Here is a 13,581-nt window from a genome sequence, read left to right on the forward strand (position 1 = left end):
GAATCCATCGTCAAAAGGATGCAGAAAACTCAACTGAGAGCAACTATCAAGCTCGGTAGTGAATAGAACCTCCGCACCGCTATAAGCAACAGAGGTGAGGTAAGTGCAAGATGCTGCCGTTCTCAAAATCGACCGCGGCTTGACCGGCTGCGAACTCATGATGGACTTTCTTCGATCGGAAAATAAATGGACCAGACGGCACATCGGCGCGTGGGCAAGCCGGCCATGCCGATCAAACATTCGTAAGAGTGGTTTCCGACCGTCATTCACGAGCTACTTCATGCAGTATATCGTGCACCATGATGATCGCCGCGCCAGAGGGCGCATCAGTCCGAAGATGAGATTCCCCACACTCGCGTGCGTCACTCGACAACGTTGCGCCAAGAGGTATCATGCGCGTGCGCCAGACAAAATCGTTCAGAACAACATCGCGAAAGATTTTGCACTGCCGTGCATTATCTTAAGCTTACCTCGAAGAATCGAAAGCTAACGACAAGCGCAGCTTGTTTGGACCATCGCTCCTCGTTTAAAGGGTCGTCACGGAACGGGAGTGGTTGCGATGGAGCATGGGCAGGCCGAATTGGTCGGACGAAAACCTGTAATCTTCGGGCAGCGTAAGGTGCGGCCGCGAGCCTGCGTGGCCGTCGGCAAGCAGCATCTGCGCGCCTTTCTACGAGATGTGCTGGAGGATATAGGATTTGTGATCAGCGAATGCAGCACTGCTGACGAGCTGCCGCACGTACTCTGCACGGAGCTCCCTGATCTGATCCTGCTCGGCATTGGCTCCGATCGCATCGAGCCTGGAAGATTGCTCGAGATACTCGTACGCGAAAAATTTGCAGGCAGAGTGCTGGCATTCGGCGCCCGCGAATCGATCATCATGACGGCAGTGCAGCAGGTCGGGAGCGAATATGGACTTGCTATGCTGCCGCCGCTGAGGACGCCGTTTGCGGCCGAGACGCTGCGCGATCGGGTCGCCATGCTCTTGCCCAGAGAGCCGGCGCCCCGTCCCGCGGTCCATGTCGGAGAAGCCTTACACGCTGGATGGCTTGAGCTCTGGTATGAGCCGAAGTTTGACGCGTGTACCCTCAGCCGCCGCGGCGCCGAGGCGCTTGTGCGAATGCGGCACCCGACCTGGGGCGTTGTTCCGCCGGCCTATTTCATCCCAGAGCCTCACGATCCGCATTTTAGGGAATTGTCGGAGTTCGTGATCGACCGCGCAATCAAGGATTGGCGCTATCTTTTGGAGCAGAAAACTTCAATCGATCTCTCCATCAATCTCCCGGCAGTATTCCTGATGAACCCGCAGGCGGTACGCGATCTGTGTCAGCGCATGCCGTCGCACCCCGCTTTCGGCGGTTTGACGATTGAAATCGAGAGCGAGGAAGCCATCCGGAATCTAGATCTCCTGATCGAGGTCGCGCGTGAGGTTCGCTTTTACAACATTGGCCTTGCAATCGACAATGTCGGCGCCAATTGGCCGCAGCTGATGGGGGTGGAGAGATTCCCGTTCAGGAAATTGAAAGTGGACCGGCAGTACGTCTCCGGTTGCGGAAATGGGCCCCTGAAGCGAACGGTGTGCCGCCAGATCGTCGATCTAGCCAAAGAATACAGTGCGCGCACCGTCGCCGAAGGTGTGGAGAGCCATGCCGACCTGATCGCTGTGACCGAACTCGGCTTCGACCTTGCGCAGGGCCATCTGTTCGGAAAAGCCATGCCGCTGAAGCAATTTGCACAGTCATCTTTCAGCACTCCTCCACTTCTTCCAAACTAGAGGCGTGAGGAGTGGCTGAGCACAGTCAAGCAAAGCCTAGCAGCGCTCGCCCACACCGCCCTGCTTACCCGGCGCCAGGCTGACTGCAATTACCGGTCAGTTTGCAAGGCCAGTGTCGCTCCTCCTGGCGGGCATCATTTCCCTCCGAAGCGACACCGAAGCTTATTGTAGCACAAATCCGTTTTGGCAAGCCTCCAGCGAGTCAATCCGCGGAAGCAAAGTTGCAGCCATGAGCGAGGCTTGTACAAAATCTCCAGTCAGGGCGTGTGACCGGAGGTTTGCCGAGATCCGGCTAGACGTGCCTGGCTCGCGGCTTCTAGTCGCGCCGCCGGTTTCGGTATCATCGAGCGTCGCGTGGCCCCGCGCTGCCGTGCCGGACAAACCGACGGAAGCTCGCGACGGTCGAGTCGCGACTTGCTCTCGGAGTACTGCCGAGGGCTCTCACAGCTTGAATTGAAGCGGCCTGTTGCTGTAGGAGATGCAACATGGTCTCAGCCCCGGGACAGCACAATGCGCAAATTGCCCGCCATTGAGCCTGTGTGTTTGGCACGGCATTTGAAGGCATCGCCAATGGCATCGCTCGCCTAAGGAGTCGGAAGGCATGGCTTACAAGATCGTCGCTTCGCAATGCACCATTTGTGGTGCATGTGAGTTCGAATGTCCCAACGCGGCAATCAGCCTAAAGCGCGACATTTACGTTGTCGATGCCAAAAAGTGTACGGAGTGCGAGGGCCATTCCGACACGCCGCAATGCGCGGCCGTCTGTCCGGTGCCTGACACCTGTGTCCCGTCTAAGACAGCATAAGCAGCCCGTGTAAGGCTTCATCGATGTCGCGAACGAAGTAGTCGAGGTCGAGCTCGAAGGGGCTCTGTCGGAAGACACCTCAAATTTATCTCGAATAAGGACAAGGCCGCTTCGATGCTCCAGTGGCCGCGTTGAGGCTTGTCCTCGCTGGCTGACGAGCCGAGGCGAGGTGGACGGGCGTCGAATGTATCAAGATCGCTTGCAGAATATCTAGAACTGGTCACTTCGGAGCCGAAGAGCCGGCCTCCTCGCGCGATGAGATCGTTCCGGAGATCCTGAAGCGGTACGAGAAGCTCGACCTCCGCTTACCGGTGGTCACCGTGCACGAGTGCCTGGAGTGTAGGGTCATAGTCCGACCCCGCCGCCCGCGCTCTGGCTGCTTACTCCAGTTTCGCAACTCAGAATGCAGCCCGAGGTCAGCAGCTATTCCTGCATATTGCCCGCGTCCAGGCTCCACTTGCCAAGCGGTGGCGGACGCATCGACGGCGCGCGCCAAAGTCGCTCAGCACGTGAATACCTACCGCACCGAGGAGATCATCTTGGCCAACGGCACCGAGGCGATCGAGCTCATGGCTCGTCGCGGGGCCAGCCGAATACCAAGCTGTCCGACCTGATCATCCCTGCGGTTCTAGAGTAATCCGGCATTGGCAATTCCTAAGGAGCCTCATGGCGGTGTGACCAAACGGACGCCGGCCGAGGATGATCGCAACTTCCTGACGGGCGGGTTTGAGAAGCTGCTGACGGAAAAACCAGGCCCGTCGCGATCACACAGATATCGAAAGCGGCCCAGGCTCGTTCCGGCCGCGGAGCTCATCCGGTTACCCGAACGGGGTATCGACCGCGAACCCATTCACAGGCGGAGCCTGCAGTAGCTTATGGTGTTGGTGCCGCAGCGAGTGTCTGATCGGCAGCTCTGGATCAATCCCGGCTGCGGGCTGAAAACTCGAAAGTGGGAGGAGGTGCGTCCCGCGCTCGTCTGCCGATCGAAGTCATTAACGCTCGACGCTAACCACAGCTCTACTATTCATTATCCAGCGCGTGGATGCGTCCCATCACAACAATCTATTTTACCTCCCTTACGGAATGTCATAGGAGATTGGCGCCTTGGCGCGATCTTCGGGAAGATAATCGAGCGTTTCTGGTGTTTTGGGGAAGCCAAATGCTGCTGCGCGACGGCAAGCGGCTCCAGATTTGCGCGGAGGCGATATCCGCTTCTCGTTGTTTGACGGCGAATGCCCTTGCCGTAAATCGATCGCCGGTAGTCCTCCCTACCGACGAAAGCTGGTGCGATGCGTAAAGCAGCGTCGCTCCTGCGTGACTTTCGCCCGGCCCCCCGAGTAGGCCGGGCGCTTTTTTATAGGACTGGCTATGAGAGACGGCATGGGATGATTCATTTTGACGTCTTTGCGCGACCCCGGGTACGTGAAAGGCATCTGCTACACCAAGCATGAGGCCGGTGCTGTTAAATCCTATCTGTCTATGGAAGGCTTTGGCCTCATGTTCGTACGCGTCGGTGGTGTCGGATACTTGATCTTAGGTACCCGCCCAGTCAGGGAATACAGAAACGCTACGATGTCGTTCTCTTCCTCGTCGCTAAGCCTGGCGCAGAGCTGGATCTCAATCATCAGGGCAACAGCTTGCTTCACGCTCTAAACTTGGCCCGAGGGGCTCGCCACGCGACGTTCCGCAAGGGCGCTGCGCGGGAGACATATTCGTCACCGACTGCCTTGGTGACCGCGAACCAACCCTTATCAGCGGCCCGGAAGCAGGCTTGCGTCAGGCTTTTTCATCACGCCGAATGAGAAGTAGGCCTGTCCACCGACGTTGATTCCCTTGTGGCAAGCGGAGCATCCGTTCTCTATAAACAGTGCCAACCCTGATTTCTGCTGATCAATCCGGAGCATGTGTATTGCCCTCCACATACTGATCGAATGGGGCCGCAGGTGAAATGAGGGCCGCTTCATTAGCCTCGATTGCCTTCGCATAGTTTTCAAAGGTGACCGGTCTCGCTTCGTTCGGGAAGGCATTTTTGACCAAGGCGACATAGCTGGCCATTGCGTTCAAGCTGTCGAGCACATGATTCGGAGTCGCACTCATTTCGGCACTCGGCTGCACAGGGCCGGTGGCTTGCGCCTTCAGGTCCGCGGCGCGGCCGTGCCAGAATGGCGTCACCTTGAACACCGCGTTGTAGACGGTTGGCGCCCGACGTAAGCCGACCTTCCAGACGTGACCGGCTGAGGTCGGACCGGGATCGACTCCGCCGGTGCCGAGATTGCGGCACGTATTGCAGCTCATGATCTCGCTTGCCGATAGCCGCGGATCCAAGAACAGCATCTTGCCAAGATAAACCCTTCCATGTGTGACTGAATTGTCCTTTACCGCAGGAATGACTGAGGGGATCGGATGGAAGATCTGATTGGCGGTTCTCATCAGATCATCGTCAGCGTTAGCTGCTGGCGACATCAGCAGCCCAATCGCCAAAACAGATGCTTCAGCCGCAAACCGAAGCTTCCGGATCGATTTGTTCATAAACCCACCTCATCAGCTTTGGTTGTTATCGCGGAAACAGTCGACAACGAGGCCACCCTCCGTTCTTTCAACAAGTCGGCGCAGTATGCACCGCATCCTCTGAAAGGGAGGCTGCATCAAACGTGGGATTTCGAGGTGCTCGCGGCCGGTGTGCGCCCAGGAGGGAGGTTTGGCCCTTATTTGATTCGCGAGTTCGCTTTGAGCCAGATCACGACATTCGTGTTGGTAGATCAGACTAGCGCCTCGCCTTCGGCGTGATGGTCGATCTGACAACAACGGGTGTGCCGCATAAGGGTAAGCTGTCCGGTACCTGCATCGGTGCTCCATCAAGCGATTGGGTGGCCACTACGCTCCCTCGAAGTTGATCGTATGCGTCTTACACCGCCGGTCGCGCTCAGCGCTGACGGTGTGGCTGGACCATAGCAACCGCCAGGCCAGTTGTATCTGACGTGCAAGCTGCTGATTTACTTTTAGAACGAGTCCGGGCGAACAAACAGCGTCGGATGTCTTGGCTTGATGAATACATGCAGTGTTACAGGTGCGACAAGCGTCGGTCCCGGCTAGACATCATCGCACAGAGAGTCTTGTGATGAGATCGAACTGCTGCTTGCGCGCCGAACGCGAGAACGGCGGTAATAAGGTCTACGCAGGTTTGGCGAGACACTGGACCGAGGCGCCAGGCGGTGCGCATCGCTCACGATTTCGTCGAGCCCTGCCGACTGAAGCCTCTCCGACTCATATGCGGGGCCGCTTCGGGGCGCGACCGCCGCGACATCCCGCCCTTTGTAAGGACGACCTCGAGCCTGAACATGGCCTTGCCTCCCACCTGAGGTTCGCTGGCATGACAATTGCCGTTCTCAATCCGAAAGGCGCGGTTACCCAGAGCTTGACGGTGCGACGGCCCGATTAGTCAGATACTCCCATTCGGCACCAGCTTAATTCTCCGGCCTGACACCGGATCAGGCCGGGTGTCGGTTGGAATAAGATAAACCAGTTCGGCCCGCTGGCGGGCGAGTGGCAGCTTTTGAAGTCCTGCGCGCTGATGGCAAAAGGCGCTGAACTTCTGCAGAAGCAACCGTCACTTCGTGCCCTTGCGTTGAAAGACTGCGATACAAGAGGACATGCTGGGAGGAGATCGTGACATCATATCCGCAGATGGGCAGGTCGTGAGATGTCATCGGCGTCTTCCCGGGATCGACGTGATTGACCAGTTGTCGATGGCTGGTTCAGGCTAAATATGGTATGGGTGATGGCTTCGATTGACGATCGCTTGAATGAGATTAGATACGTGCGGAATGACATTTGGCGCTGTCGCAGAAGGCTTCAATGTGAGCTGACTGATCTCGAGCGTAAGATCCTCGAAGAGGGTCTGCTTGAGCGGCAGTCTGCCTTTGACCAGCTCCTGGCGACCACGTTTCCTTTCACATTGACACTGTGAAGAAAATTGCGGGACCTGTGCCGCGGGGGGCAATGGCGCGGAAATGGCATTCGCCCGCAGAACGCCTGGGCCCGCATCAAGAACGTAGCGCTCCGGCCGCGGGCCGTCGCGCCCCTGATGGCCGCCGCCGAGCTGAAAGGCGTCGGTCCATAGCCTCGGTTCACCGACGTGCTGGCTCGCTGCGCGCCGTGAACGCGGATAATGGAATCGTTCGGGTACCCATTCAACGGCCATCGCCGGGGGATACCGATCGCCTCGTTTCTGCGACACCGCGATTACCGTGAGTAGCTTTCACCCGACAGAGTGATTGAAGAAGCTTGAATCGGCCGTAGCGTCAGATTGTACAGAGCAGGCGGACGATATTTCAAACCAGGTGCAGCCGAATGATAAGATCCGTTCTCGCTTGTATATTATGTTCCGCTCTCGAGTTGCTCGGGCCAAGTACGGGCGCGGTTGCGGACACAAGGCGGTACGCGTGCACGATCACTGCCGCCGATCGAGAGCCGGTCGGAGTTCCGAATGAGCGGGTCATTCTCAGCGTTCAATATGGCTGCTGGATCGCGGGTGGTCTCTTGAGCGAAGCGGGAATCAAAGTGGTGTCGGTCAGCGAGTGGGCTGCTGACAAAGGGTCATACTTGGCTTCCCTGGAAATTCACCGCGCGCTGGAGGGAGTTGCAATCGGACAACTCTACGAGGCGGCCGGCTTCTCAATCATCGAAGGCGAGCAAGGCATTGCGGTCGCTACTTCCGGCACGACAGTATTCAAATCCGCATCTGGCTCGTTGGCAGCCCTTTCAGGGAAGACCCTTAAATTCACGACCAAACCCACTGGCCTACGTAGCTTCGAATTGGAGTTCACAGATTGGCCAGAATCTCTTCTATGGAAGTGAACTCGTGTCTTACGCTGATTTCCGCAGGCGCGCGGACGCACGAATTACCGTCCATACTCTTAGCCGCACACAATACGTGCTCCCCGGCCTGTGTGCTGTCCTCCAAGGCGAGCACGCCCGCAACAAGTTAAGCTAAAACTCCGAAGGTAGTCGGGCCCTGTAGAGCTTTCAAATTAACCTTCACCCGAGCCGATCAGCAGCTCTTTAAGGCGCTGATCAGCATCAGGGACGAACTGGTCTCGCAGAAGGGGCATCTCTTCGGCAGCGCCTGCGCGACACCGAAGCTATCGACAAGGAACAGACGCAGCCCGATGTTGAGCACGAAGAAGAAGCTGCCGGCCCACAGCCGGGGCTCCAGAAACATTTTTGCTGATCTCGGCCTGGCGAACGCCCGGGAGTACCAACTCAAGGCAGCACTCGTCCTATAACTGAAGCGGTTGATGGCGGAGCGGGAGATCACTCAGACCGAAGCCGCGAGGCTGTCGGGCGTGAAGCAGCCCAACCTGCCCAGGATGCTTCGTGAGCAGTTCAGGCCGGTTTCTGTGGTAAAGCTGCTGCGTATGCTGACAGCGTTCTAGTCTTACGAAGGTCGCGGGCGTTGTCCTGTGAGAATCAGTTAGCGGTTGAGATTCAGGCATCGGCAACGGGGGCTGATATGGATCTCCGGACATCAGGCGGCAGTGAATGGCGATTTTCGGCTTTTGCCGGGGGACTTGTGAGCGTGATCGGATATGCGGAAAGGGCCCGGCCCTTGTTTGATTGTCGCATCGGCTTAATCATGCCGGGGGAGCATAAAGGCGTTGAGCCGATGGCAGCGGTGACAGCACCTGATCGGACGTCGGCGCAGCATCAGTCGCTGCTGCACTTCGTCGGCCAATCGCCTTGGTCCGACGAGGGCGTTTTGGCCAAAGTTGGCGAGATGGTACTGCCGGCGATGGAGCGCCGTGGACCGATCGAAGCGTGGATCATCGATGACACCGGTTTTCCCAAGAAGGGAGCGCATTCGGTCGATGTGGCGCGTCAATATTGCGGGCAGCTCGGCGAGCAAGATAACTGCCAAGTCGCGGCGTTCCTGTCGCTTGCCAATCACCACCCAGTCTGCCGGCGATGTATCGTCTCTATCTGCCGCAGGATTGGGCAGCAGATAACAAACGTCGGCACAAAGCGGGCGTGCCCCAGGAGATCAGCTTTATCCAGGAGATCGCACTTGAGCAAATCGAAGCAGCCTGCAGAGCCGGGCTTACTCGCGGCGTGGTGCTGATGGATGCCGGATATGGCTGCAACAGACCTGCGGACCAGCATCAGCGCGTTGGGGTTGACCTATGTGGCCGGTATCTTGCCAAACACCACGGTGTGGACATCCGACACGGCGCCGCTGCCGCCAAAAAAATGGTCGGGTAAGGGGCGACCACCAAAGCTGCTCCGCCGCGACCACAAGCATCACCGATTTCGGTCAAGGAGCTTGCTGTTTGCCTTCCTAAGGGGGCTGGCGCACGACCGAGTGGCGAGAGGATGCGGCCGAGCGGCTATCGTCGCGCTTCGCCCGCGCGCGTTTGCGTCGCGCATCGAGATTACCAGCTCACCGGACGCCGACCGGAAGAATGGCATTTGATCGAATGGCCAGAAGGTGAGGACTAGCCGACCAAATACTGACTTTCAACGTTGCCGGAAAGGATCACTTTCGGAAAGCTAGTCGATCTAACCAAGCTGCGATGGCGCATCGAGCGCGATTATCAGGATCTCAAACAAGAGGTCGGGCTCGGATATTTCGAAGGGCGAGGTTGGCGTGGCTTCCACCACCACGCTACGCTGTGCATCGCGGCCTACGGATTCCTGGTCTCCGTGAGGGAGACGATTCCCCCTCGGGATCTCGTTCCGCTAGGCCGTTCAAGAAACTTGCGGTTTCGAACGGTTACCAACCCAGAGGCTCCGCCACTAAGACCCGAACGTCACATCCCGAACTCGGTTGCGACCATGCGGCGACGAATGATCATTGCCATCGCCTGGAACCTCTAACGCTGTCCCTGTTCCATTCGGCAATCGAAGCGTCTTCTTTTGTGACGCGGTAAGACTAGGTCCAGCGCGGTTTCATAGCGAACCTTCAAGAACCTGGCGGCGTGCTCATGGATTCTTAAGTTTTGAGCCAACAACGCCGCATGGATTGTAGCTATCCACGCCTCAAGCCAAGCTGAATACGCCGGAGAAGACTGGCAGCTCATATCGGGCGACAATATTGTTGAAGCGAACATGGGTGGGCAATCGGCGTGCCACAAGAGATGGTGTGCGAGCCGTTGACGAAACGTTGCGTTTTGCACAGCGCCAACGTAGAACCGCGTCTCGGTGTCGGGTCACTGCCACGAACGTATCAAACCGAAGAGTGCTGAACGCGACAACACGGAGCGTTCATCGATATCGAAGCCTGGAGCATCGTTTCCTTTTAAGAACTTCAACAACTCGATGGCTGGATAACGCTTGAGGCGTTTGCCGATGACGGAAGCCCGAGCCTGGATCTGGCTTTATGAGGAATGACTGTACGATACGATATTCGATGCGAGACGAATGGCTGGACGGTTTACTACATCCGCACTGGTTTTGCTGCGCTGATCAATGACGTCGCCCCATAGCCTTCCCCTGGAAGACGCCGACGACCTGGCCGATCTGTTGAATCACCTACAATCAGAGCAGGCCTACGTCAGCAGTCACTAGCGCCGCGATTTTCGCTCTGGTCGCCGCGCTTTGGTGTGGCGGAGGATAAACGGTGTATCGACGGGAGCTTCCACGGGTCTCCGAACTTCGCGACTTTGTCCAGTATTCATCATCGCGAGACGTATTTCCAGAATTTTGCGAAATCGCTGTCGGAGATCCCTCAAAAACTGAAGCAGTTCCCGCGACATCGAGCGGGACTTCCGATGTCGACGAAGGCCTTGGCCATGCCGTGAAGGCCCAGCGCGTTGAGCTGACCAGCGGTCAAGCCGCCAATCGGGGCGATTGGCGATGGTGGTGGCATATGATCTGCACCCGCCGACGGTGGCAACTGCTGACTCTAGTAGGTTTGTTGTTCCCACGCATGAGCTAGTAACTAGGTGATTTTGACAGACACGCTTCGGGCACCAACAATGCAAGCCCTGCACAGGAGATCCTCTATGTCGTCGACCGCACTGCGCAGCAGCTCTGTTGCGTTGATCCTTTTTGCCAGCGGGATCATGGGGAGCGCGCAGGCAGACAATCCGCCCCCGCGCGCCAATGCCACGACGCCAGCCGGCCAGAACGGCGGCCCCGGCGAACGCGCCGGCCAAGCGCCGAGTACGCCGTCGGCCGCCGAGCAGCATCGCCTGCCGCCGGACTCCAGCACCAGGCAAACGCTCGATCTCCCTGGGCGGACGCTTTCTTTCATCGCGACGGCCGGCTCCATCCGCCTGTTCGACGAGAAAGGCGAGCCGGAGGCCGACATCGTCTATACCTCCTATCAGCTTGACGGCACCGATCGCGGTACGCGCCCGGTAACGTTCTTCTTCAACGGAGGACCGGGCTCATCATCGGCCTGGCTGCAGCTCGGCAACGCCGGACCGTGGCGGCTGCCGATCAATGCAGACGAGGTCACGCCATCCACTTTTCCGGAGGTGAGGCCAAACGCGGAGACTTGGCTCGATTTCACCGATTTGGTGTTTATCGACCCCGTAGGCACAGGCTATAGCCGTTTCGTGGGAACCGGCGATGATGTGCGCAAGCGGCTCTTTTCAGTTGACGGCGACGTCAACGCGCTCGCGCTGGTGGTCCGTCGCTGGCTCGAAGAGCATGACCGGCTGTTGTCGCCGAAATACATCGTGGGTGAAAGCTATGGGGGCATTCGCGGGCCAAAGGTTGTGCACCAGTTGCAGATGCGGCAGGGCATAGGAGTCAAGGGCCTGATAATGGTCTCGCCGCTCTTCGACTACGGCCAATTTGCCCGCACTGGCTTGCTGCAATACATCGCAACACTGCCGAGCTACGTCGCGACCCTGCGTGAAGCCGAGGGTCCGGTAAAGCGAGCCGATCTCGCCGACGTGGAAGCTTATGCACGCGGAGAGTTTCTGACCGACCTCATCAAAGGTCAGGCGGACAGGGAAGCGACCACGCGTCTGGCCGACAAGGTCGCGGCGCTGACCGGCATCGATCAGGCGGTGAGTCGCAGGCTCGCGGGCCGCTTCGACCTCGCCGAGTTTCGCCGTGAGTTCGATCGTAAGAACGGCATGTTAATCGGCAGATATGACGCCTCAGTGCGTGGCCTCGATCCGTTTCCGGACTCCGATTTCCATCTTTCCGGCGATCCGTCGAGCGACACGCTGCTCGCACCTCTGACCAGCGCCACTGTCGATCTCCTTACGCGCAAGCTAAACTGGCGGCCAGACGGCTCCTATGAGCTAGTCAACGGCGCGGTCAGGCGGGCTTGGGATTTCGGCCGCGGGCCTCCGGAGTCGCTGTCGGAGCTGCGCCAGATTCTCGCAACGGACCCGAAGATGAAATTGCTAGTCGGGCACGGCCTGTTTGACCTCGCCACGCCTTATCTCGGATCACAGATCGTGCTCGACCAATTGCCGCCATTTGCCTCAGCACCGCGCGTCAAACTCGTAGTCTTTCCAGGCGGCCACATGTTCTATTCACGAGATGGCTCGCGCTACGCGTTTCGTGCAGAGGCCGAAGCGATTATGGAGTAACCCGCACCGCGAACTAGGTCCCAAGCATGCTCGTGTTCGCGCGAGCATAGTTACAGATGAAGCTGCTCATGGCGCCGGCTTCGGCATGTAAGTTCATGGTTCCCCCGGGTTTGGTTATGGGTTAGGGGAACCTACTTCTTCTCACTTGTGCCGCATCATTCTTGCCGACTCGGGTGAGGTTTGCCTTTCCCGACTCTGCGCGGTGCTGGAAAACGGCTTCTTGAGTGCTCCTATCTGCCCCGCATTGCGCCAAGCTTGTTGACGTACAACCTGAATCTCTCCAGAGAGCAGTTCTACACAACTGGCATCTTCGGAGCGTCAATGGGAAGCACCTCTGGAGTGTCGTTCACAGCTAGTCGTAACTGTACACGGAATACCGAGAGGTTCGCGTTGCGCGAGGCAGTTCTACCTTGCGCGGTATTCCGCCGATAGTTCTGGCTACGCCAGCGCCGATCACGCACCGTGCCGCCGAGCAACAATTGGGGCTCGGTTACCTGGCCAGTATTCTCAGAAAGCAAGGGGGCGAATATTCAAATCATCGACGGTTGGCTGGGCGGTCTGACGAGTGACGAGATCGTAGATTCGATAGCCCGGGTGCCGCTTCCGCTTTGAATTGGAATTTCCTGCTAGCAATCCAATATGGCTCGGGCAATAGAAGTCATGCAGCTGCTTCATCAGCGTGGTCTACAACCCCCGACGATCGCCTGCGGCTACGAGCCGACCTTTCATCCGGATGAGTTCCTGAACGCTGCGTTCGACGTCGCGGTCCTCGGCGAGGCCGAAGAAACTGTCTGCGAGTTGAGCGAGCACTCGCATTCGGTAAACTGGACCTCTCCGACATTCAGGGATCAGCTACAAACACTGCGGCAAGATCGTTCGTGGCGGGCGCAGGCCAGCGGTCGCGAACCTTGACGCCATACCTTTAGCCGCGACACGATCCTCGCCTCACTTGAGCGACGGAGCGCTGTGCCCGTGCTTTCGTCACGCGGCTGCGCGGCCCACTGCACGTTCTGCGTTCTGCTTGATCGTTGCCTTTGCGAAAGTATCGGATGGTTCGCATTGGAGGCAGCGTTCGATCGAACACTTCGTCGACGGGCTGGAGCAGGTTAACCGATCTTCGGCGGCGTCAATTTCCCGGAGAGCGCAACTGATTGTTTTGTTTCGGACAGGCCGTTGGCGGGTACGCCTCTCGGTGTCTGAAAGGGTCAGGTTTCTAACAATCCGCATCCTGCCAACTATCTAGCTCTACAGATGTGGGTTTTTGTATTCAACCAGCGCTGGCACACTCATTGCAAACCCCTGCGCAGGAGGCGGCTGTTAGCCCTTTGCAACAACATGCAGAGGGACACGCCCCTGATGGCAGGCAGTGAGTAAAGAAGCCGATATGACCACCCGCCGGAGAATAGGCATGACTTCACCGAGACGCACCTTGGTCAGCGATCCCGTCGATA

Annotated in this window: 8 protein-coding genes and 2 pseudogenes; 8 read left to right on the plus strand and 2 right to left on the minus strand. The window is 58.0% G+C overall.

From position 1 onward, the window contains the following. The first annotated feature begins 559 nt into the window (after positions 1-559). The 3 genes and pseudogenes from ABIB91_RS37380 to ABIB91_RS41850 all read left to right on the plus strand — a co-directional run. The gene (locus ABIB91_RS37380; protein WP_354129398.1) at positions 560-1,774 is read left to right on the plus strand and encodes an EAL domain-containing response regulator; all 1,215 of its coding nucleotides are present in this window, start codon (positions 560-562) and stop codon (positions 1,772-1,774) included. Between the two features lie 601 nt (positions 1,775-2,375). After that, positions 2,376-2,579 carry a 4Fe-4S binding protein gene (locus ABIB91_RS37385; protein WP_354172102.1) on the plus strand — a complete coding sequence of 68 codons (204 nt, stop codon included), beginning with the start codon at positions 2,376-2,378 and terminating at the stop codon, positions 2,577-2,579. Between the two features lie 890 nt (positions 2,580-3,469). Then, positions 3,470-3,556, plus strand: a pseudogene (locus ABIB91_RS41850) (hypothetical protein); the annotation flags it as partial. Between the two features lie 913 nt (positions 3,557-4,469). Here the strand turns inward: ABIB91_RS41850 and ABIB91_RS37395 are convergent. After that, positions 4,470-5,108 carry a cytochrome-c peroxidase gene (locus ABIB91_RS37395; protein ID WP_354172106.1) on the minus strand — a complete coding sequence of 213 codons (639 nt, stop codon included), beginning with the start codon at positions 5,106-5,108 and terminating at the stop codon, positions 4,470-4,472. Positions 5,109-7,118: 2,010 nt separating this feature from the next. Between ABIB91_RS37395 and ABIB91_RS37400 the strand changes: the two genes are divergently transcribed. Further along, positions 7,119-7,436 carry a hypothetical protein gene (locus ABIB91_RS37400; protein ID WP_354129394.1) on the plus strand — a complete coding sequence of 106 codons (318 nt, stop codon included), beginning with the start codon at positions 7,119-7,121 and terminating at the stop codon, positions 7,434-7,436. 193 nt (positions 7,437-7,629) lie between these two features. Here ABIB91_RS37400 and ABIB91_RS37405 read toward each other — a convergent pair whose 3' ends face one another. Beyond that, positions 7,630-7,800, minus strand: a complete 171-nt coding sequence (locus ABIB91_RS37405; protein WP_354129393.1) for a hypothetical protein — start codon at positions 7,798-7,800, stop codon at positions 7,630-7,632. Between the two features lie 76 nt (positions 7,801-7,876). Between ABIB91_RS37405 and ABIB91_RS37410 the strand changes: the two genes are divergently transcribed. From ABIB91_RS37410 to ABIB91_RS37425, 4 genes and pseudogenes are all read left to right on the plus strand, one after another. After that, positions 7,877-8,014: an XRE family transcriptional regulator gene (locus ABIB91_RS37410; protein WP_354172109.1), complete on the plus strand. Its 138-nt coding sequence runs from the start codon at positions 7,877-7,879 to the stop codon at positions 8,012-8,014. A 77-nt stretch (positions 8,015-8,091) separates the two neighbouring features. Next, a pseudogene (locus tag ABIB91_RS37415) lies at positions 8,092-9,370 on the plus strand (IS701 family transposase); the annotation flags it as partial. Positions 9,371-10,639: 1,269 nt separating this feature from the next. Next, the gene (locus ABIB91_RS37420) at positions 10,640-12,130 is read left to right on the plus strand and encodes a S10 family peptidase (protein WP_502917073.1); all 1,491 of its coding nucleotides are present in this window, start codon (positions 10,640-10,642) and stop codon (positions 12,128-12,130) included. Between the two features lie 639 nt (positions 12,131-12,769). Further along, complete coding sequence (locus tag ABIB91_RS37425; protein ID WP_354172113.1) at positions 12,770-13,042, plus strand: hypothetical protein; 273 nt, start codon at positions 12,770-12,772, stop codon at positions 13,040-13,042. The last annotated feature ends 539 nt before the right edge of the window (positions 13,043-13,581 follow it).

The organism is Bradyrhizobium sp. JR4.3 (genome assembly GCF_040547695.1).
Classification (GTDB): domain Bacteria; phylum Pseudomonadota; class Alphaproteobacteria; order Rhizobiales; family Xanthobacteraceae; genus Bradyrhizobium; species Bradyrhizobium canariense.

Excerpts from the sequence above, each read along its gene's own strand:
- ABIB91_RS37410 (WP_354172109.1), top strand. The coding sequence starts at position 7,877 with ATGGCGGAGCGGGAGATCACTCAGACCGAAGCCGCGAGGCTGTCGGGC.
- ABIB91_RS37420 (WP_502917073.1), top strand. The coding sequence starts at position 10,640 with ATGGGGAGCGCGCAGGCAGACAATCCGCCCCCGCGCGCCAATGCCACG.
- ABIB91_RS37405 (WP_354129393.1), bottom strand. The coding sequence starts at position 7,800 with ATGTTTCTGGAGCCCCGGCTGTGGGCCGGCAGCTTCTTCTTCGTGCTC.
- ABIB91_RS37380 (WP_354129398.1), top strand. The coding sequence starts at position 560 with ATGGAGCATGGGCAGGCCGAATTGGTCGGACGAAAACCTGTAATCTTC.
- ABIB91_RS37395 (WP_354172106.1), bottom strand. The coding sequence starts at position 5,108 with ATGAACAAATCGATCCGGAAGCTTCGGTTTGCGGCTGAAGCATCTGTT.
- ABIB91_RS37425 (WP_354172113.1), top strand. The coding sequence starts at position 12,770 with ATGGCTCGGGCAATAGAAGTCATGCAGCTGCTTCATCAGCGTGGTCTA.
- ABIB91_RS37385 (WP_354172102.1), top strand. The coding sequence starts at position 2,376 with ATGGCTTACAAGATCGTCGCTTCGCAATGCACCATTTGTGGTGCATGT.